The sequence below is a fragment of the Amycolatopsis sp. YIM 10 genome, assembly GCF_009429145.1.
GTDB lineage: Bacteria > Actinomycetota > Actinomycetes > Mycobacteriales > Pseudonocardiaceae > Amycolatopsis.
Genome location: NZ_CP045480.1, coordinates 9549604 through 9569794 on the forward strand (window position 1 = coordinate 9549604; position 20191 = coordinate 9569794).

Consider the following 20191-nt stretch of genomic DNA (forward strand, 5'->3'; position numbering starts at 1 on the left):
CGAAGGTCCCCGCGCGGCATCGTTTGGTGCCATGAACGCGATCGAGATTTCCGAACTGAAGTACTCCTACGACGACTTCACCGCGGTGGACGGCGTGGACTTCACCGTGCACTCCGGCGAGATCTTCGCGCTGCTCGGCACGAACGGCGCCGGCAAGACCACCACGCTGGAGATGATCGAGGGCTTCCGGCGGCCGGAGTCCGGCAGCATCCGGGTGTTCGGCCACGATCCGGCGCGGGCCAGATCGCGGTTGAAACCCCGGATGGGGGTGATGCTGCAACAGGCGGGACTGATCGAGGAGCTGTCCACCGCGGAAACCCTGCGGTTGTGGGGCGCGCTGAGCAGCCGCACCGACGACGTCGACGAGCTGCTGGACCGGGTGGAACTGGCGCACCGCCGCGACACCCGCGTCGAGCAGCTGTCCGGTGGTGAGAAGCGGCGGCTGGACTTCGCGCTGGCCACCTGGGGACGGCCGGAGCTGGTGGTGCTGGACGAGCCGACCACCGGACTGGACCCGGAGTCGCGGCAGCGGCTGTGGAAGACGGTCGAGCGGATGCGCGACGACGGCAGCACGATCCTGCTCACCACGCACTACCTGGAGGAGGCCGAGGCGCTGGCCGACCGGGTGGCGATCATGCACCAGGGCCGGATCTCGGTGGCCGGCACGCTGACCGACGTGCTCTCCGCGCACCCGTCGCGGATCACCGCGCTGGTGCCGGCCGCGGCGCTCGACCACCCGCTGCCGGTGTTCGACGGCCAGCTCGAATCCACTTTGGACGAACGCGGCGCGCTGCTGGTGGTGGAGACCGGCGCGTTGCAGGACGACCTCGGCCTGCTGCTCGACTGGGCCCGACGGCACGGCGTGGTGCTGGAGCGGCTGTCCGCGACGCAGGCGTCCCTCTCCGAAATCTTTCTCACGGTGGGAGCCGGACGATGACGATGATGCTGCGACACGGGTTGTTCGAGATCCGGCTGCTGTTCCGGCGCAAGCTCACCCTGGTCTCGGCGACGGTGATGCCGATCGGGTTGTGCGTGATGACCTGGTTGACCGTGCGCGACGCGCCACCGGAGAACTGGGGCTCACTGGTGGGCGACCGGTTCGCCATGCTGATGCTGTTGTCGGTGTTCATGACCAGCATGACCATCTACACCGCGCGGCGGCAGTCGCTGGTGCTCAAGCGGCTGCGGACCACCGAGCTGACCGACGCCGGGGTGATCGGCGCGATCACCATGCCGGTGGTGGTGATGGGCGTGGTGCAGGCGCTGATCTACTTCGGGTTCTGCCTGTACCTCGGGGCGCCGATGCCGGCGCACCCGTGGCTGGTGGTTCTGGGCATGGCGGCCGGGGTGCTGCTGACCGTCGCCGCGGGCATGGCGACGGCCGCGCTGAGCAAGAGCGTCGAAGCCACCCACGTGACCTCGTTCCCGGTGCTGGTCGGGGCGCTGGCGGGGCTGTTCATGGTGGGCTCGACGAACTCCGGTGTGGCCACCGCGGGGGTACTGATGCCCCTGCTCGGACCGGCCGACCTGCTCGCGAAGGGCTGGTCGGGCTTTGGCACCGGGCCGGTCCCGATCACCACGGCACTGGGCTCGACCCTGCTGTGGGCCGTCGTGTTCGCCGCGGTCATCGGCCGCTTCTTCAAATGGGAGCCGCGCTCATGAAGCACTTCGAAGTCCTGATGGGCACCAAGCTGGCCAAGACGCCCGGCGTGCAACTGGCCGTCGACCTGAGCGGACTGGCGCTGGCGGTCGCCATCCTGCTGATCGGCGGGGTGACGAACGCGTGGGCCTGGATCCTGCTGCCGGGCGGCCTGCTGATCGCGGCCATCGTGCGCACCGCCATCGTCGCCCGCCGAAACACCACCTGACCAGGAAAACCTGCTTTTGCCCGCAGAAGCCGATCCGCCCATCGGCTTCTGCGGGCAAAAGCAGGTTGGTCACCTTCGTGCTGGTTGGGGCGTCAGGGGATTGTGTTCTTGTTGCACCTGGACTCCAGTGCCCACCGCGCCGGCGAGTCCGTCACTCGCCGGCTCACCGACGTGTTCGCCCGTCGCTGGCTGGCCGGGCATCCGGCCGGCGCGTCGAACGACACGGCACGGCGAAGAACGCTGAAGAACTGATCCAGACCGCGGCCGAGCGCCGCGAATGGACCTTGACCCGCGAGCTGGTCGACGAGGTGCTCGCCGGCGGCTCGCCGTTGCTCGCCGGCTTGCGGGTGGTCGTGGTGACCGCGTGCGGCGGCGCCTACGGGCCGGGCACGAACGCGGAGAGCCGGGACTTCCTCACCCCGTACCTGCGGTCGTACTTCGGCAAGCAGGGCGTGCCGACGGCGAACATCGAGATCGTCACGGCCGACATGACGCTGGCTTCGCTCGTCCCCGGCCGGGAACACCTGAAACCGGCGGCGGCCGCCTCACTCGCCGCCGCCCGGAACCGCCTGATCCGCCTCGCCGAATCGAGCTGAGCCCGAAAAGTGTAGAGCCCCCGCTCCCAGGAAGGGAACGGGGGCTCTCGCGGGTAACGCGTGTTTACCGGAAGTCGCGACCGAAGTCGTAGTCGTCCAGCGGGACGGCGGCACCGGTGCCGGTGCCGAAGACGTCCGGGGTGTAGTAACCGTCGTCGTAGGACGGGATCGCGTAAGCGGCGACCCGCGCCTCCTCGGTCGGCTGCACCTGGATGTTCCGGTACTTGTTGATACCGGTACCGGCCGGGATCAGCTTACCGATGATCACGTTCTCCTTGAGGCCCACGAGCTTGTCCGAGCGGCCGTTGATGGCCGCGTCGGTCAGCACGCGGGTGGTCTCCTGGAACGACGCCGCCGACAGCCACGAGTCCGTGGTCAGCGAGGCCTTCGTGATCCCCATCAGCACCGGGCGACCCGACGCCGGCTCGCCGCCCTCGGCGACCGCGGCCCGGTTCGTCGCCTCGAACTTGGTCCGCTCGGGCAGCTCGCCCGGCAGGAAGTCCGTGGCACCGGAGTCGATGATCGTCACGCGGCGCAGCATCTGCCGCACGATGACCTCGATGTGCTTGTCGTGGATCGACACACCCTGCGCCCGGTACACCTTCTGGACCTCGTCCACCAGGTGCATCTGCGCCTCGCGGGGACCCATCACGCGGAGCACCTCGTGCGGGTCCGGCGTGCCCTCGAGCAGCTGCTGGCCGACCTTGACGTGGTCGCCGTCGCCCAGCGGGCCGTCCGGGGTGTTCGCCAGCCGCTGCCGCTTGGACAGCTTGTCGAACACGATCTCCTCCGACCCGTCGTCCGGGATCAGGGTGATCTTCCAGAACCGCTCGCTCTCCTCGATCCGCACGCGGCCGTCGACGTCGGCGATCGGCGCCTTGCCCTTCGGCACGCGGGCCTCGAACAGCTCCTGGACACGCGGCAGACCGGTGGTGATGTCGTCACCGGCGACGCCACCCTGGTGGAAGGTACGCATGGTCAGCTGCGTACCCGGCTCACCGATCGACTGGGCGGCCACGATGCCCACCGCCTCGCCGACGTCCACCAGCTGACCGGTCGCCATCGAGCGGCCGTAGCAGGTGGCGCAGATGCCGACGGCCGACTCGCAGGTCAGCACGGAGCGGACCTTGACCTTCGAGATGCCGCTGGAGATCAGCTTCTCGATGGCCGGGTCGCCGAGGTCGTCACCGGCGTTGAGCACCACGTTGCCGCTGGAGTCGGCCGCGTCGGCCGCCAGGGTCCTGGCGTAGACGCTGGTCTCCACGTGCTGGTCGCGCAGCACCTTGCCGCCACCGATGTCCTCACCGATGATCATGTTGATGCCGCGGGTGGTGCCGCAGTCGACCTCGCGGACGATGACGTCCTGCGAGACGTCCACCAGACGACGGGTCAGGTAACCCGAGTCGGCGGTACGCAGCGCGGTGTCGGCCAGACCCTTACGGGCACCGTGCGTGGCGATGAAGTACTCCGCCACCGACAGGCCCTCACGGAAGTTCGCCTTGATCGGGCGCGGGATGTACTCACCCTTCGGGTTCGACACCAGACCACGCATACCGGCCAGCGAACGGACCTGGGTCATGTTGCCCGCCGCCCCGGACTTCACGATCACCGAGATCGGGTTGTCGTCGGGGAAGTGCGCCTCCATCACCTTGGCGACGTCCTCGGTCGCCTGGGTCCACACCTTGACCAGCTCGTTGTTGCGCTCGGCGTGCGAGAGCTGACCACGCTGGTAGCGCTTCTCGACCTGGTCGGCCTTGCCCTCGTACTCCTCGAGAATGCCCTTCTTCTCGTCGGGCACCAGCACGTCGGAGATGGCGACGGTGACCCCGGACCGGGTGGCCCAGTAGAAACCGGCGTCCTTGAGGCGGTCCAGGGTCTGCGCGACCTGGGTCATCGAGTACCGCTCGGCGAGGTCGTTCACGATCGCGGCCTGCCGCTTCTTCGGCATCGGCTCGTTCACGAACGGGTAGTCCGCCGGCAGCAGCTCGTTGAACAGCACGCGGCCCAGGGTGGTCTCGGCCAGCCACGGCTTGCCGGGCTCCCAGCCCTTCTCGGCCAGGCGCGCCTCGTCGGCCTTGGCGGGCTGACGGTCCTTGACCCGGATCTTGATCGGCGCGTGCAGGCTGATCGCCTTGCGGTCGAAGGCCATGATGGCCTCGGCCGGCGAGGAGAAGGCCTGCCCGGCACCCTCGGCGTCCTCGGTGAGGCGGGTCAGGTGGAACAGCCCGGTCACCATGTCCAGACGCGGCATCGCCAGCGGGCGACCCGACGCCGGGGAGAGGATGTTGTTCGCCGACAGCATCAGGATGCGGGCCTCGGCCTGTGCCTCGGCCGACAGCGGCAGGTGCACCGCCATCTGGTCACCGTCGAAGTCCGCGTTGAACGCCTCGCAGACCAGCGGGTGCAGCTGGATGGCCTTGCCCTCGACCAGCTGCGGCTCGAAGGCCTGGATACCGAGGCGGTGCAGGGTCGGCGCGCGGTTCAGCATCACCGGGTGGCCGGTGATGACCTCTTCGAGCACGTCCCACACCTGCGGGCGCGAGCGCTCCACCATCCGCTTGGCGGACTTGATGTTCTGCGCGTGGTTCAGGTCGACCAGCCGCTTCATCACGAACGGCTTGAACAGCTCCAGCGCCATGTCCTTCGGCAGACCGCACTGGTGCAGCTTCAGCTGCGGCCCGACGATGATCACCGAACGGCCGGAGTAGTCCACGCGCTTGCCGAGCAGGTTCTGGCGGAACCGGCCCTGCTTGCCCTTGAGCAGGTCGGACAGCGACTTCAGCGGGCGGTTACCGGGACCGGTCACCGGGCGGCCGCGGCGGCCGTTGTCGAACAGCGCGTCGACGGCCTCCTGCAGCATCCGCTTCTCGTTGTTCACGATGATCTCGGGCGCGCCGAGGTCGATCAGCCGCTTGAGCCGGTTGTTCCGGTTGATCACGCGGCGGTACAGGTCGTTCAGGTCCGAGGTGGCGAAGCGGCCACCGTCGAGCTGCACCATCGGGCGCAGGTCCGGCGGGATGACCGGCACGGCGTCGAGCACCATGCCACGCGGGTCGTTGCCGGTGACCTGGAAGGCCGCCACCACCTTGAGCCGCTTGAGCGCGCGGAGCTTCTTCTGCCCCTTGCCGTTGCGGATGGTGTCGCGCAGGTTCTCCGCCTCGGCGGCCACGTCGAACTCGGCGGCCAGCTTCTGGATGGCCTCCGCGCCCATGCCACCGGTGAAGTACTCGCCGTAGCGGTCGATCAGCTCGCGGTAGAGCAGCTCGTCCGCGATCAGCTGACGGGGCTCGAGCTTGGTGAAGGTGGTCCAGACCTCTTCGAGACGGTCCAGCTCACGACCGGCGCGGTCGCGGAGCTGGCGCATCTCGCGCTCGCCGCCCTCCTTGACCTTGCGGCGGACGTCGGACTTGGCGCCCTCCGCCTCCAGCTCGGCCAGGTCGGCTTCCAGCTTCTGCGCACGGGCCTCGATGTCGGCGTCACGCTTGAGCTCGAGGTTCTTGCGCTCGACACCGATCTCGTTCTCGAGCGTCGGCAGGTCGTTGTGCCGCAGCTCGGTGTTCACGCCGGTGATCACGTAGGCCGCGAAGTAGATGATCTTCTCGAGGTCCTTCGGGGCCAGGTCGAGCAGGTAACCCAGCCGCGACGGCACCCCCTTGAAGTACCAGATGTGGGTGACCGGGGCGGCCAGCTCGATGTGGCCCATCCGCTCACGGCGCACCTTGGCGCGGGTCACCTCGACGCCGCAGCGCTCGCAGATGATGCCCTTGAAGCGGACCCGCTTGTACTTACCGCAGTAGCACTCCCAGTCGCGGGTCGGACCGAAGATCTTCTCGCAGAAGAGCCCGTCCTTCTCCGGCTTGAGCGTGCGGTAGTTGATGGTCTCCGGCTTCTTCACTTCACCGAAGGACCACTGGCGGATGTCGTCAGCGGTGGCGAGGCCGATCCGGAGCTCATCGAAGAAATTGACGTCCAGCACGTCGTTGCATCCCCTTGGGGTTGTTTCGAATAGCGGGGGGCGGCTGACCCGGCTGCTGCTCGCGGGAGGCGGGCAGCAGCCGGGTCGCGCGGTCATTGAACGACGTCGTCCACCGAGGGCGACTCGTTGCGGGACAGGTTGATGCCGAGGTTCGCCGCGGCGCGCTCGAGGTCCTCGTCGTCGGAGTCGCGCATCTCGATCGCCGCACCGTCGGAGGACAGGACCTCCACGTTGAGGCAGAGCGACTGCAGCTCCTTCAACAGCACCTTGAACGACTCCGGGATACCCGGCTCCGGGATGTTCTCGCCCTTGACGATGGCTTCGTACACCTTCACCCGGCCGATCACGTCGTCCGACTTGATCGTCAGCAGTTCCTGCAGCGTGTAGGCCGCGCCGTAGGCCTGCATCGCCCAGCACTCCATCTCACCGAAGCGCTGACCACCGAACTGCGCCTTACCACCCAGCGGCTGCTGGGTGATCATCGAGTACGGGCCGGTGGAGCGGGCGTGGATCTTGTCGTCGACCAGGTGGTGCAGCTTCAGGATGTACATGTAGCCGACCGAAACCGGGTACGGGAACGGCTCGCCGGAGCGGCCGTCGAGCAGCACCGCCTTGCCGTCCGGGCGGACCATGCGCTCGCCGTCGCGGTTGGGCTTGGTCGCCGACAGCAGACCCGTCAGCTCCTCCTCCTTGGCGCCGTCGAACACCGGGGTCGCGGTGTTCGTGCCCGGGTCCACGTCGTGCAGCTCCTCGGGCAGGTTCTTGGCCCAGTCGGGGTTGCCCTCGACCTTCCAGCCCTGCGACGCCAGCCAGCCGAGGTGCAGCTCGAGGATCTGGCCGATGTTCATTCGTCGCGGCACACCGTGGGTGTTCAGCACCACGTCGACCGGGGTGCCGTCCTCCATGAACGGCATGTCCTCGACCGGCAGGATCTTGCCGATGACACCCTTGTTGCCGTGGCGGCCGGCGAGCTTGTCGCCGTCCTGGATCTTGCGCTTCTGGGCCACGTAGACGCGGACCAGCTCGTTGACGCCAGGGGGCAGCTCGTCGTCGTCCTCGCGGGAGAACACCCGGATGCCGATGACCTTGCCGGTCTCACCGTGCGGCACCTTGAGCGAGGTGTCGCGCACCTCGCGGGCCTTCTCGCCGAAGATCGCGCGGAGCAGGCGCTCCTCCGGGGTCAGCTCGGTCTCACCCTTCGGCGTGACCTTGCCGACCAGGATGTCGCCGTCGCGGACCTCGGCACCGATCCGGATGATGCCGCGCTCGTCGAGGTCGGCCAGTACCTCCTCGGAGACGTTCGGGATGTCCCTGGTGATCTCCTCGGCACCGAGCTTGGTGTCGCGGGCGTCGATCTCGTGCTCTTCGATGTGGATCGAGGTGAGCACGTCGTCCTGCACGAGGCGCTGCGACAGGATGATCGCGTCCTCGTAGTTGTGGCCCTCCCACGGCATGACCGCGACGAGCAGGTTCTTGCCGAGCGCCATCTCACCGTTCTCGGTGGACGGGCCGTCGGCGATGACCTGACCCTGCTCGACCCGGTCGCCCTCGTTGACGATCGGGCGGTGGTTGAAGCAGGTGCCGTGGTTGGAGCGGCGGAACTTGTACAGTCCGTAGCTCTTCCGCGTGCCGTCGTCGTGCATGATCGTGATCAGGTCGGCGGAGAGCTCCTCGACCACACCGGCCTGCTCGGCGACGAGCACGTCACCGGCGTCGACCGCGGCCCGCAGCTCCACCCCGGTGCCGACCAGCGGCGCCGAGTTGCGCAGCAGCGGCACGGCCTGGCGCTGCATGTTCGCGCCCATCAGCGCGCGGTTCGCGTCGTCGTGCTCGAGGAACGGGATCATCGCCGTCGCGACCGACACCATCTGGCGCGGCGAGACGTCCATGTAGTCCACGTCCAGCGGGTCGATCAGCTCGACCTCGCCGCCCTTCTTGCGGACCATGACGCGGTCCTCGAGGAAGTTGCCCTCGTTGTCGATGACGGCGTTGGCCTGCGCCTTGACGAACCGGTCCTCCTCGTCCGCGGTGAGGTAGTCGACCTGGTCGGTGACCCGGCCCTCGACCACCTTGCGGTACGGGGTCTCGATGAACCCGAACGGGTTGACCCGCGCGTAGGAGCACAGCGAGCCGATCAGGCCGATATTCGGGCCTTCCGGCGTCTCGATCGGGCACATCCGGCCGTAGTGCGACGGGTGGACGTCGCGGACCTCCATGCCGGCGCGCTCACGGGACAGACCGCCGGGGCCGAGCGCCGACAGGCGGCGCTTGTGGGTCAGCCCGGACAGCGGGTTGTTCTGGTCCATGAACTGCGAGAGCTGCGAGGTGCCGAAGAACTCCTTGATCGCCGCCACCACCGGGCGGATGTTGATCAGGGTCTGCGGGGTGATCGCCTCGACGTCCTGGGTGGTCATCCGCTCGCGGACGACGCGCTCCATGCGGGAGAGGCCGACCCGGATCTGGTTCTGGATCAGCTCGCCGACGGTGCGCAGGCGGCGGTTGCCGAAGTGGTCGATGTCGTCGGTCTCGACCGGGATCGTCTGGTCGCCGACGGTCATCTTGTCCTCGCCGGCGTGCAGCCGGACCAGGTACTCGATGGTGGAGACGATGTCCTCTTCGGTCAGCGTCCCGGTGTCGTACGGCGTGGTCAGGCCCAGCTTCTTGTTGACCTTGTACCGGCCCACCTTGGCCAGGTCGTAGCGCTTGTCCTTGAAGAAGAGGTTCTCCAGCAGGGTCTGCGCGCTCTCCTTGGTCGGCGGCTCGCCGGGGCGCAGCTTGCGGTAGATGTCGAGCAGGGCCTCGTCGGTGCCCGCGGTGTGGTCCTTCTCCAGGGTCGCCATCAGGGTCTCGGAGAAGGAGAAGCGCTCGCGGATCGCCTCGGTGGTCCAGCCGAGCGCCTTCAGCAGCACGGTGACCGGCTGGCGGCGCTTGCGGTCGATGCGGACGCCGACGGTGTCGCGCTTGTCCACGTCGAACTCGAGCCACGCGCCGCGGCTGGGGATGATCCTGGTGCTGAAGACGTCCTTGTCGGTGGCCTTGTCGACGCTGGAGTCGAAGTAGACACCGGGCGAGCGGACCAGCTGGGACACCACGACACGCTCGGTGCCGTTGATCACGAAGGTGCCCTTGTCGGTCATCACCGGGAAGTCACCCATGAAGACCGTCTGGCTCTTGATCTCGCCGGTGTTGTTGTTGACGAACTCGGCGGTGACGAACAGCGGCGCCGCGTACGTCATGTCCTTGTCCTTGCACTCCTCGACCGAGGCCTTGACCTCGTCGAAGCGCGGGTCGGAGAAGGAGAGGGACATGGAGCCGGAGAAGTCTTCGATCGGGGAGATCTCGTTGAGGACCTCCTCCAGACCGCCGACCGGGTTCTCTTCGCCTTCCTCGACGCGGCGTTCGAACCACGCCTCGTCGCCGGTGAACCATTCGAATGACCGGATCTGCACGTCCAGCAGGTTCGGAGTGCTCAGCGGCTCGCGGATCTTCGCGAAGGACACCCGCTTGGGGGCGCCGGGGATCGCCGAGAGCTCTGGAGACTCCGAAGCAGATACAGCCGAGGTGGTCGCAGCAGTGGCCTGGTTCGCGGGAGAGACTGCCAAGATGCGTCCTTCCAGGGACAATGAGCGGCTGACAGACGCGCTAGCAGGGCGTAACACGGACTGTCAAGGGTGCGGTGGTGCCGACCATCCTAGCTGCCTGCTTCGGGCAGCCTGAAAGAGGGCAGCGCAAAGAAGCAGTCTAGCCCCGAAGGCCGCGCTTGTCGAGGGGGCACGCCCGACGGGGGCCCAGCCTCATACGCCTGCCTTCCACGACGCCGGTTTCCCGGTGTCCACCGGCCCTGCTCCTCCCGCACGAGGCGGGCCGTTGGGAGTAAGCGTGACCCCCCGGAGACCGCGAGTCAAGATGCCACTCCCGCCAGGAGGCCAAACCGCAGGTTCGCGAGCGGATTTTCCGCCGGATGGCGGAGCGTGCAGCCCCCTTGTGCACAGAGTCACAAGCGCTCGGCGTGCTCCCACCAGGCCTTTAACCCCCCTCGACCGGCTTTTGCCCGCGGAAGCGGGGTGGGTCGGGGGCGGTTCCGGGGGTGTCACGAGTGTGGCTTCGGTGACGCGTGATGTCTCGTCGGGGATACGGCTGCCCGGGGAGCGACGCGGCTCGCTGAGGGCGCTCAGCGCCAGCGGGCGCGCTTGAGCGCCCGTTCGGGCGCCCAGCTGTGCGAGCAGGGCGCCCGAACGGCACCAAGGAGGAGGCTCAGTTCCCCGGAGCGGGCGGAGCACCCGGCGCCGGGGCCGGGGTGGTGGGCTGGGCTGGTTGGCCACCCGAGTAGGTGTTCAGGTCGGTGATCTTCCACTTCCCGTCGCGCAGCTCGGTGGTGAACCACATCTGCGCCCCGCCTGCCGAGGTCTGGTTCTGCGCGGTCCGCGTCGAGGTCTGGTCGGCGGAGACCATCACCTTCGCCCGGTCTCCGTCCAGCAGCACCACCGCGCTCCGCGTGACCTTCATGGTCACCACCATCTTCTGCTCCGGCGCGAGCCGCTTCACCTCGCCCATGAAGCCGTTGTACTTCTGCCGGACCTCGTCGTTGACCAGCAGGTCGTTCGCCGCGTTCTCGGTCTTGGCGATGTCGTTGAAGTCGTACGAGAACAGCGCCTCGGCCGCGCTCGTCACGGCCTGCTTGACCTGCGCGGTCTTCGCCACGTCGAGCAGCGCGGTGTTGTCCGTCGACGCGGAGACCTCGCTCTCCTCGATCTTGAACCACACGGCCAGCCCGGCGAACACCACGGCGGCCACCAGCAGCAACGCGATCAGCACGCCACCGCGCTTCCGCTTCGCCGGGAAGACCTGGGCGAACGGCTCCGCCGCGACGGGTTCTTCGACCTCGTCTTCCGAGGACGGCTTGAGCACACCGGTGTCCCGCGCCTTCGCCTTGGGCCGCGGGCTCGGCTTCGCCTTGGCCGGAGCCTCCTCCGAGGCCGCGTCCTCCGCGGGTGCCTCATCGGTCTCCACGACATCGGTGTCCGCAGCCTCGGCAACGTCAGCCTTGGCGACCTCAGCCTCGGCGGCCTCGGGCTCGACCACGTCGGTCTCAGCGGCGTCGGCAACCGAAGCCTGAGCAACCTCAGGCTCGGCAGGCTCCGCGGGCGCCGGCGCCGGGCGCGGCTTCGGGCTGGGCCGGTTCAGTGACTGGGTCTCGGACTCCGCGCCGGGCCTGCGGATGCCGGCCACCTTGGGCCGCCGCACCGGGGTGTTGCCGGGGCGGGGCGGCTGGCGACGGTTGGCCATCAGTACAAGCTCCTCACTGCTGTCCGGCGCCGACGACGGGGACGTTGCCGATGCTCGACAGTTTCCACTCGTCCCCGACCCTGGTCATCTCGATCTCCACGCGCAGCGACTTGACCCCCTTCTGGGTGCCCTGAGTCACGTCCGTGGACAGCGCCACCAGGCAGGTCGCCTTGCCCTCGTGCTCGTTCAGCTCCTCCACCGCGATGTCCTGCACGGTGGACACCACCACCGTCTTCGCCTGGCCGATCGCCTCGCGGAACTTGCCCTCGGACTCGCGGGCCTGCTGCTGGATCGTGCCGGTGGACAGCTCCTGCTGCTTCTGGAAGTACTGGTCGAGGTTGTTGTAGTCGAACTCGGTGAACGCCTTCACCGCGGCCGTGCCGGCGACCAGCACCTCGTCCCGCGCCTGGGCCAGTTCGGCGTCGTCGCCGGTGGCCGCGACGATCCACTGGACGCCGAAGATCGCCGCCGCCAGGAAGGCCGCGGTGGCCAGCGCCGCCGCGCCGAGCAGCAGCGGGCGCGAGCGGTCCCGCGGCTCGGGGGTCTTGACCACGACCTCGTCGGTCGCCGCCGCGTCCTGCTCCGAATCCATAACTCTCCAGACGAAAAACGGTTGCTCAGCCGGGCAGGCCGAACAGCGAGGGCAGGCTGGTCAGGCTGAGCCCGGGGCTGCCCGCGATCCCGGGCACCCCGCGCAGCGCGGCCAGTTCCTCCTGGGAGCGGTTGGCGTTGGCCTTCAGCTCCGCGTCGGACGGCACCACCGGCACCCCGTTGTACGGTGCGTTCTGCGAACCGCGGACGTTGATCGGGCTGCCCTTGGGTTCCGCACAGTACGCATCGGTCTTCGCCGGGCGCGGGGTGAGGTCCTCTGGCCGGTTCCCGGTGCGGAACTCGTCCACGCCCCGGTAGCCCTTGGTGCACGACGGCGGGTCGAACAGGTTCAGCGCCAGCCCGAGGTGCGCGGTGCCGTCGTCCGGCGCCACCGTCTGCGCGCCGACCGACAGCAGCGGATAGGTGACCAGTCCCTGCTCCAGCCCGTCCAGCCGGGTGACCAGCAGGTTCGACGTGGTGAGCAGGTTCGCCACCACGGCGCCGAGGCCGGGTCCGGTCTCGTGAACCACCTCGCTGATCTGAGTGGCGACCTGCGGGGTCACGCCGATCACCTTGCGGAGGTCGCCGTCGGAGTTCTTCAGCGTCTCCGAAAGCTTGTTCAGGTCACCGCTGAACGAGGCGAACGACCCGGCCAGGTCGTTCTGCGTCTCGAGCACCTTGCCGCCCTGCTCCAGCAGGTTGACCGTCGCCGGCAGGTTCTCCTGCGCGGCCCTGGTGAAGTCGCGGGCGGTGTCCATCAGCACCTGGAGGTCGTCGCCGGTGCCGCGGAAGGCGTCGTAGGACTCGTCGACCACGGTGCGCAGCGCGCCGGTGGGCACCGAGGAGGCCAGGCTGTCCAGGTCGCCGAGCACCTGGTCGGTGGGCACCGGGGTGACCACGCGATCGGCCGGGATCACCGAGCCCTCCGCCAGGAACGGCCCGTTCTCGTGCTTCGGCCGCAGATCCACGAACTGCTCACCGACCGCGGACCGGTTGACCACCATCGCCTGCAGGTCGGACGGGATCTCCGGCATGTCCGGATCGATGTTCAGCTCGGCCTGCAAGCCGCGCTCGGTCAGCGACAGCTCGCCGACCCGGCCCACGTTGTAACCGCGGTAGGTGACCTCGGCGTTGGTGAAGATCCCGCCGCTGGAGTCGAGCTGCAGGTGGACGGTGTAGCCGCCCTGGCCGAACACCTTGCCCACGTCGGTGAACCGGAACAACGCGTACACGATGGACAGCACGGCGATCACGAAGAAGGCCACCAGCTGCAGCTTCGTCCTGCGCACCAACATCAGCCGGCACCTCCCGAAAGCACGTCGAAGATGCCACCGATGCCGGTCTGCTGCGGCGCCGGGGCCTGCCCGCCGGTCGGCGCGGCAGGCGCACCGGTGCCGATCGGCGTCGAAGTCGGCAGCGGCAGCAGCGGCGGTGCGTTCGGATCGACGCCGTTCTGCCCGCCGGTCAGCCCGAGCCCCTCGGGCAGGATGTCCTGCAACGGGTTCTGCCTGCTGCGGCCCAGGTTCGCCAGCACCTCGTTGAGGTTCAGGTCGATCTTGGCGTAGAGGTTGAAGTAGTCGCCCTTCACGCCGTCGACGGCCGCGTCGCTGAACGGGAAGGTCAGCAGCAGTTCGAGCGCCTTCGGCAGGTCGTTCCCGGCCTCACCGAGCTTCTGCAGCGTCGGCTGCAGCGCCTTGAGGTTGGCGACCAGGTCCTCCTGGCTCTTGTTCACCGTGTCGGTGGCGACGCCGGACAGGTCGTTGAGCGCCTGCAGCATGGTGACCAGCTGCCCGCGCTGGTCCTCCAGCGCCTTCAACCCCGGTCCGAGGTTGTCCAGCGCACCGGCGATCTGGTCGCGCTGGCCGTTCAGGGTGGACGAGAGCCGGTTCAGCCCGTCGAGCGCGCGGGTGATGTTCGACGACTGCTCGTCCAGGCTGGTGACCAGGTCGTTGGCGTTGTTGAGCAGGTTCTTCAGGTCCGGTGCGCGGCCCTCGGTGGCCGCGTTCAGCTCCTTGGTGATGGTGTTGAGCTGCTCCACGCCACCACCGTTGAGCAGCATGGACAGCGCGCCGAGCACCTCCTCCACCTCGACGTTGCGATTGGTCCGCTCGACCGGGATGAGCATGCCGTCGGCGAGCCGTTCCTGCGCCTTGCCCTCGGCGGGCGGGCTCAGCTCGACGTACTTCTCGCCGAGCAGGCTCGACTGGCGCAGGTTCGCCAGCGCGTTCGACGGCAGCTCCACGTTCCCGTTGACCAGCACGCTGACCTCGGCGGTCCAGCCGTCCGGCGCCAGCCCGATGCTCTCCACCCGGCCGACCGGCACCTCGTTGAGCTTCACCCCGGCCTGCGGGATCAGGTCGAGCACGTCCCGGAACTGCACCTTCACCGTGTACGGGTGGTCGCCGAGATCGGCGCCGCCGGGCAGCGGGATGTCGTAGATGCCGGTGAACCCGCAGCCGGACAGGGTCACCGCGGCGACCGCGCCGATCGCGGCGAAACCCGTGCGCCTCAGCTTCACTGGACACCTCCCGACATCACGTCGACCAGCGGCAACGGCAACGGCGGTGCCTCGCCCTTCTTGGCCGCGGCCACCACCTGCGCCACCGAGGGCAGCGGCAGCGCGCCGTCGAGCACCGGCTGCAGGCCCTTGCACAGGTCGCCGACCAGGTCGAGCTGGTCCGGGGTCTGCTTGAGCAGGTTGCACACCATCAGCACCGGCGGCTGGGTCAGCTCGTTCAGGTTCGCCCTGGCGTCGAGCGTGCCGGAGGAGGCGTTGTAGGTGTTGACCAGGTTGCCCAGCGCCACCGGCGCCACGTCCAGGATCTCGGCCAGCGCGCCGCGCTGGTCGACCAGCGTCCTGGTGATGCTGGCCAGCTTGTCCACATTGGACTTGAGCTTGTCGCGGTTCTTCTCCACGAAGGCCTGCACCTGCTCCAGCGTCGGGCCCAGCTGCTGGACCGTCTCGGCCAGGTTGCCGCGCTCGTCGGCGAGGAAGCCGGTGACGTCGGCGAGCTGCTTCTCGAACTCCCGGATCTGGCCGTCGCTGTTGGCCAGCGTGGTGGAGAAGTCGCCAAGGTTCCGGACGGTGGCGAACAGGTCGTCCTTGTTGCCCGCCAGCGTGCCGGAGGCCTGGCCGAGCCGGGTGATCGTGTCGTGCAGCGCCTGGCCGTTGCCGTCGAAGTTGTCGGCGAGCGTGGTCAGCAGGGTGTTCAGCGAACCGTCCTTGTTCACCCCGTTCGGGCCGAGCGCCTGGCTGACCCGGCTCAGGCTGGCGTAGAGGTCGTCCACCTCGAGCGGCACCGCGGTGCGCTCGATCGGGATGGTCGCGCCCTCCTCGATGACCGGCCCGCCGGTGTGCGCCGGGGTCAGCTGCACGTACCGGTCGCTGACCAGCGACGGCGACACGATCACCGCCTGCGCGTCGGCGGGCACGGCGACCGCGCGGTCGTACTCCATGGTCACGCGGACCCGGTCGCCCATCGGCTCGACCTTGTCCACGGTGCCCATCTGCACACCGAGCATGCGCACGCTGTTGCCCTCGTACAGGCCGACCGCGGTGGGGAACCAGGCGGTCAGGTGCTTGCGGCCGGGATCCTTCAGCGTCCACCACAGGCCACCGGCCACCAGCAGCGCCAGCACGCAGGCCACGCTCAGCCAGCGGGCCACGTTCATTCCGAAGCGGGTATCGGTCATTTCGCGTTGCACCCGTCTTCGTTGATCGGGCCGACGGACGGCAGCAGCAGGCCGCAGATGTAGTTGTCGAACCAGCGCCCGTTGCCGATGGTGTTGTTGAAGACCCGGATGAACGGGGCGAACTCGCGCAGGCCCGCCGCCAGCGCGTCCTGGTTGCGCTGGAGCATCGAGGTGAGCTGGTCGAGCTGGGTGAGCACCGGGTCCAGCTGGGCGTCGTTGTCGTCGATCAGCCCGCGCAACTCGGTGGAGAGCGTCTTGGTGCCCTCCAGCAGCTTGCTGATCGCCTCCTTGCGCTTGCCGACCTCGTCGAGCAGCTTGTTGCCGTCCTGGATCAGCCTGGTCACCTCGGCGTCGCGATCGACCAGGGTCTGGCTGACCTGCTTGGTGTTGGACAGCAGCTGGGCCAGCTGGTCGTCGCGCTTGGCGATGGTGTCGGACAGCTCGGACAGGCCCGACAGCGCGCCCTTCACGTCGTCCGGGGTGTCGGAGAAGGTCTCCGAGAGCACGTCGAAGCTCTTCGCCAGCTGGGTGGTGTCGATCTCGTCGACCGTGCCGGACAGCCCGCGGAAGGCCTCCAGCACGTCGTACGGCGAGGCGGTGCGCTCACGCGGGATGGCCACGCCGGGGTCGAGCACCTCGTCGCCGATCGGGTCGAGCGCCAGGTACTTCTGCCCGAGCAGGGTCTTCAGCTTGATCGCCGCGCTGGTCTTGTCGCCCAGCCAGGCGTCCTTGACCTTGAACGAGACGCGGACCTTGTCCCCGGCCAGCTCGATGTCGGAGACCGCGCCGACCTTGACCCCGGCGATCCGGACCTCGTCGTCGGGCACCAGCCCGGCCGCCTCGCCGAACTCGGCGGTGTAGCTGGTGCCGCCACCGATCACCGGCAGGTCCTCGGAGTTCAGCGCGGCGAGCACACCGAGCACGATCACCGCGATGCCGGCCAGCGCGATGGGAATGGGGTTGCGTTGCTGGAAGCTCTTCATCCGCCGCACCGCTCTCGGTTGACCGGCGCGATCGGCAGGTTGATCGGCTGGCTGATCAACGGCGGCAGCGCCACGCTGCCGGTGACTTCACAGGCGAAGAAGTTGAACCAGGAGCCGTAGTCGGCGGTCCGGCTCAGCGTGGACACCTTGTACGGCAGGAACTGGATGAAGTGCTCCACCACCGGCTCGTTCTTGTTCAGGTTCTCGGTCAGCGTGCCCAGCGCGGCGATGTCGTTCTTCAACGGCTCGCGTGCCTCGCTGAGCAGGCCGGACGTGGTCTCGGCGAGCCCGCCGAGCGAGTCGATCGCGTCCCCGATCGGCTTGCGGTCCTCGGCCAGGCCGGAGACCAGCCGCTGGAGCGTGGCGATCAGGTCGGACAGCTGCGGGGTGCGCTGGTTGATCGTGTCCAGCACGCCGTTGAGGTTCGTGATCACCTCGCCGATCACCTGGTCCTTCTCGGCGATCGTGCTGGTCAGCGACGCGGTGTGGGCGAGCAGGCTCTCCACCGTGCCGCCTTCTCCCTGCAGAACCTGGATGACCTGGTAGGACAGCTTGTTCACGTCCTCCGGGTTCAGCGCGCGGAACAGCGGCTTGAACCCGTTGAACAGCTCGGTCAGGTCCAGCGCGGGCTTGGTGCGCTCGAGCGGGATGTTGCCGCCCTCGGGCAGCATGTCGCCGGGCGTGCCGGTGCCCTGGCCGAGCGCGATGTAGCGCTGGCCGACCAGGTTCCGGAACTTGATCGTCGCGGTGACCCCGGCGGGCAGCTTGCGCCCCTCGTCCACCTCGAACTCCACCTCGGCCTGGCGCCGGTCCACGATCCGCACGTCGGACACCTGGCCGACGCGGACCCCGGCGATGCGCACGTCGTCGTTGGGCAGCAGCAGCGTGGCGTCGGTGAACCGCGCGGTGTACTTCGCCGTGCCGGTCAGGTTCAGGTTCGCGATGCTGATGCCGAGCACGGCGGTGAACAGCACGGTGATCACGATGAAGATGATCAGCTTGACCAGTGCTCCGGTCACCTTCACTTGAAGGTCACCTCCGCTCCGCGGTACAGCGGTCCCACCAGCAATCCGCTCCAATCCGGCACCTGCGCGGCGTCCACGCCGGTCTGCATGCCCAGCAGTTCGCTCAGGAAGCGCTGCTCGGCCGGGCTGTAGGCCAGGTCACCCCCGGGCGCGCCGCCGCCGACGCCGACCGCGTTCGCCGCGTTGCTCGGCGGCAGCAGGCCGTCGTTCTGCGACCGGGCGGGCGGCGGGTGCACGCTGCCGTCGTCGATCGGACCGTCCGGCGGGTGCTGCGGGAAGGGGATCGGGAACTGCTTCATGTCGTAGCACCGCGGCCCGCGCTTGTCGTTGAACTCCGGCTCGTCCTGGCCCGGCTCGTACGGCCCGCGGTTCACCGTGATCTCGATGGTCGCGTGCAGACCGGGCCGGCCGGTGCCCTTGCCGAGCGCCTTGTCCACCTTGGGCACGGTGTCGGCCATCTGCCCGATCACGCACGGGTACTCGGGCGCGTACTTCGCCAGCAGTTCCGCGGTCGGGCGGGCGGTCTCGCCGAGCGCGATGAGGTTCGACTTGTTCGCCGAGAGGAAGGACCCGAGGTCCACCGACGCGTTGGTCACGTTCGCGTACAGCGCCTCGAGATTCGGCTTCTGCTCGGCGATCGTGCCGGTCGTGGTGGTCAGGTTGTCCAGCGCCTGCACCAGTTCCGGCGCGCTCTCGGAGAAGTTGTCCGAGAACTTCGCCAGCTCCTGCAGGTTGCGCTGCAGGTCGGGCAGGTGCGGGTTCAGGTCGCCGACGTACTGGCCGAGTTCGCTCAGCGTCTCGCCGAGCGGCTCGCCGCGGCCCTGCAGCGCGCTGGAGATCGCGGTGAGCGTGCTCGACAGCTTCTGCGGCTGGACCGCCTGCAGCACCGGCAGCAGGTGCTCGAAGGCCTGCGACAGCTCGACGGCGCTGGAGCTGCGGTCCTGCGGGATCACGTCACCGTCGGCGATCTTGGTGGTGCTCGGGTTCTCCGGGATCTCCAGCGAGACGAACCGCTCGCCGAACAACGTCTTCGGCAGGAACCGCGCGGAGACGTCGGCCGGGATCAGCTCCGCCGACTCCGGCAGCAGCTCCAGGGTCAGCTCGGAGCCGTCCGGCGTCGGGGCGATGTCGGAGACCACACCGACGATCAGCCCGCGCACCTTGACGTCGGACTGCTTGGCCAGCTGGTTGCCCACCTTGTCGGCCTGCAGCTTGACGTGCACGAACGAGCTGAACGCCTTGTTGTACATGGCGACGCTGAGGGTGATCCCGCCGATCATCACCAGGATGAACCCGAGCCCCAGCAGCCGCTTGCGAATCGTGCTCATCCCGCGATCCTCACCGTGGTCGTGGTCCCCCAGATGGCGAACCCGATGAAGAAGTTCACGATCGCCACGGTGACGATCGTGGTCCGCACCGCGCGGCCGACGGCCACGCCGACGCCCGCCGGGCCACCGCTGGCGCGGTAGCCGTAGTAGCAGTGCGACAGGATGATGATCACCGCGAAGATGAGCACCTTCACGAAGGAGATGAACACGTCTTCGGGTGGTAGGAACAGGTTGAAGTAGTGGTCGTAGGTGCCCGCCGACTGCCCGTAGAAGTACACCGTGACTATTCGCGAGCCGAGGTACGACATCAGCAGGCCGATGATGTACAGCGGGATGACCGCGATGAACCCGGCGATGATCCGGGTGGTCACCAGGTACGGCAGGCTCGGCACGCCCATCACTTCCAGCGCGTCGATCTCCTCGGAGATGCGCATCGCGCCGAGCTGGGCGGTGAACCCGGCGCCGACGGTGGCCGAGAGCGCGAGCCCGGCGACCAGCGGCGCGATCTCGCGGGTGTTGATGTAGGCCGAGGCGAACCCGGCGAAGGCCGCGGTGCCGATCTGGTCCAGCGCGGCGAAGCCCTGGAGGCCGACCACCACCCCGGTGAACACGGTCAGGCCGACCATCACGCCGACCGTGCCGCCGATCACGGCCAGCGCGCCGGAGCCGAAGCTCACCTCGGCGAGCAGCCGCATCGTCTCCTTCATGTACTTGCGCAGCGACTGCGGGATCCAGGCCAGCGCGCGGATGTAGAACGACAGCTGGTCCCCGAGCTGGTCGAGCAGGCCGAGCGGGGCGTTCACCGCGCGGCGCGCGCCCTGGCCGATGGCGTGGCGAAAGGCCAT

The 20191-nt window shown here is 68.5% G+C and carries 16 protein-coding genes; 5 read left to right on the top strand and 11 right to left on the bottom strand.

The window, feature by feature from the left end:
* Window positions 1–31: 31 nt before the first annotated feature.
* From YIM_RS44265 to YIM_RS49540, 5 genes are all read left to right on the top strand, one after another.
* A complete protein-coding gene (locus YIM_RS44265) occupies window positions 32–937 on the top strand; it encodes an ABC transporter ATP-binding protein (RefSeq protein WP_153036027.1) in 906 nt (301 codons plus the stop codon).
* Entirely contained in the window at window positions 934–1662 is a 729-nt protein-coding gene (locus YIM_RS44270; protein ID WP_153036028.1) for an ABC transporter permease, read from the top strand. Before YIM_RS44265 ends, YIM_RS44270 begins: the two co-directional genes overlap by 4 nt.
* Window positions 1659–1868: a hypothetical protein gene (locus YIM_RS44275; RefSeq protein ID WP_153036029.1), complete on the top strand. Its 210-nt coding sequence runs from the start codon at window positions 1659–1661 to the stop codon at window positions 1866–1868. The genes YIM_RS44270 and YIM_RS44275 overlap by 4 nt, the downstream gene beginning before the upstream one ends.
* Before the next feature lie 108 nt (window positions 1869–1976).
* On the top strand, window positions 1977–2120 hold the full coding sequence (locus YIM_RS49535; RefSeq protein ID WP_228004392.1) for a hypothetical protein: 144 nt from the start codon (window positions 1977–1979) through the stop codon (window positions 2118–2120).
* Window positions 2121–2152: 32 nt separating this feature from the next.
* Window positions 2153–2464 carry a hypothetical protein gene (locus tag YIM_RS49540; protein WP_228004393.1) on the top strand — a complete coding sequence of 104 codons (312 nt, stop codon included), beginning with the start codon at window positions 2153–2155 and terminating at the stop codon, window positions 2462–2464.
* Window positions 2465–2528: 64 nt separating this feature from the next.
* Here YIM_RS49540 and YIM_RS44285 read toward each other — a convergent pair whose 3' ends face one another.
* The 11 genes from YIM_RS44285 to YIM_RS44335 form a co-directional block, all read right to left on the bottom strand.
* The gene (locus YIM_RS44285; protein WP_153036030.1) at window positions 2529–6440 is read right to left on the bottom strand and encodes a DNA-directed RNA polymerase subunit beta'; all 3912 of its coding nucleotides are present in this window, start codon (window positions 6438–6440) and stop codon (window positions 2529–2531) included.
* Window positions 6441–6532: 92 nt separating this feature from the next.
* A complete protein-coding gene (locus tag YIM_RS44290) occupies window positions 6533–10042 on the bottom strand; it encodes a DNA-directed RNA polymerase subunit beta (protein ID WP_153036031.1) in 3510 nt (1169 codons plus the stop codon).
* Window positions 10043–10694: 652 nt separating this feature from the next.
* The gene (locus YIM_RS44295; protein WP_228004394.1) at window positions 10695–11726 is read right to left on the bottom strand and encodes a hypothetical protein; all 1032 of its coding nucleotides are present in this window, start codon (window positions 11724–11726) and stop codon (window positions 10695–10697) included.
* 13 nt (window positions 11727–11739) lie between these two features.
* Window positions 11740–12318, bottom strand: coding sequence for a hypothetical protein (locus tag YIM_RS44300; RefSeq protein WP_153036033.1), 579 nt, complete (start codon window positions 12316–12318; stop codon window positions 11740–11742).
* A 25-nt stretch (window positions 12319–12343) separates the two neighbouring features.
* Window positions 12344–13612, bottom strand: coding sequence for an MCE family protein (locus tag YIM_RS44305; protein ID WP_153036034.1), 1269 nt, complete (start codon window positions 13610–13612; stop codon window positions 12344–12346).
* Entirely contained in the window at window positions 13612–14829 is a 1218-nt protein-coding gene (locus tag YIM_RS44310; protein WP_153037655.1) for an MCE family protein, read from the bottom strand. Before YIM_RS44310 ends, YIM_RS44305 begins: the two co-directional genes overlap by 1 nt.
* Before the next feature lie 2 nt (window positions 14830–14831).
* Window positions 14832–16010, bottom strand: a complete 1179-nt coding sequence (locus YIM_RS44315; protein ID WP_153036035.1) for an MCE family protein — start codon at window positions 16008–16010, stop codon at window positions 14832–14834.
* Window positions 16007–16993: an MCE family protein gene (locus tag YIM_RS44320; protein ID WP_153036036.1), complete on the bottom strand. Its 987-nt coding sequence runs from the start codon at window positions 16991–16993 to the stop codon at window positions 16007–16009. Before YIM_RS44320 ends, YIM_RS44315 begins: the two co-directional genes overlap by 4 nt.
* Window positions 16990–18018: an MCE family protein gene (locus tag YIM_RS44325; protein WP_153036037.1), complete on the bottom strand. Its 1029-nt coding sequence runs from the start codon at window positions 18016–18018 to the stop codon at window positions 16990–16992. The genes YIM_RS44320 and YIM_RS44325 overlap by 4 nt, the downstream gene beginning before the upstream one ends.
* Window positions 18015–19346, bottom strand: a complete 1332-nt coding sequence (locus tag YIM_RS44330) for an MCE family protein (RefSeq protein ID WP_153036038.1) — start codon at window positions 19344–19346, stop codon at window positions 18015–18017. The genes YIM_RS44325 and YIM_RS44330 overlap by 4 nt, the downstream gene beginning before the upstream one ends.
* Window positions 19343–20191 (bottom strand): ABC transporter permease, encoded by an 849-nt coding sequence (locus tag YIM_RS44335; RefSeq protein ID WP_113695840.1) that lies wholly within the window; start codon window positions 20189–20191, stop codon window positions 19343–19345. Before YIM_RS44335 ends, YIM_RS44330 begins: the two co-directional genes overlap by 4 nt.

Bases quoted from the DNA above. Each gene is read 5' to 3' on its own strand.
- YIM_RS44295 (WP_228004394.1), bottom strand. From the start codon at position 11,726: ATGGCCAACCGTCGCCAGCCGCCCCGCCCCGGCAACACCCCGGTGCGG.
- YIM_RS44265 (WP_153036027.1), top strand. From the start codon at position 32: ATGAACGCGATCGAGATTTCCGAACTGAAGTACTCCTACGACGACTTC.
- YIM_RS44330 (WP_153036038.1), bottom strand. From the start codon at position 19,346: ATGAGCACGATTCGCAAGCGGCTGCTGGGGCTCGGGTTCATCCTGGTG.
- YIM_RS44320 (WP_153036036.1), bottom strand. From the start codon at position 16,993: ATGAAGAGCTTCCAGCAACGCAACCCCATTCCCATCGCGCTGGCCGGC.
- YIM_RS44300 (WP_153036033.1), bottom strand. From the start codon at position 12,318: ATGGATTCGGAGCAGGACGCGGCGGCGACCGACGAGGTCGTGGTCAAG.
- YIM_RS44315 (WP_153036035.1), bottom strand. From the start codon at position 16,010: ATGACCGATACCCGCTTCGGAATGAACGTGGCCCGCTGGCTGAGCGTG.
- YIM_RS44275 (WP_153036029.1), top strand. From the start codon at position 1,659: ATGAAGCACTTCGAAGTCCTGATGGGCACCAAGCTGGCCAAGACGCCC.
- YIM_RS44335 (WP_113695840.1), bottom strand. From the start codon at position 20,191: ATGGCCTTTCGCCACGCCATCGGCCAGGGCGCGCGCCGCGCGGTGAAC.
- YIM_RS44305 (WP_153036034.1), bottom strand. From the start codon at position 13,612: ATGTTGGTGCGCAGGACGAAGCTGCAGCTGGTGGCCTTCTTCGTGATC.
- YIM_RS44270 (WP_153036028.1), top strand. From the start codon at position 934: ATGACGATGATGCTGCGACACGGGTTGTTCGAGATCCGGCTGCTGTTC.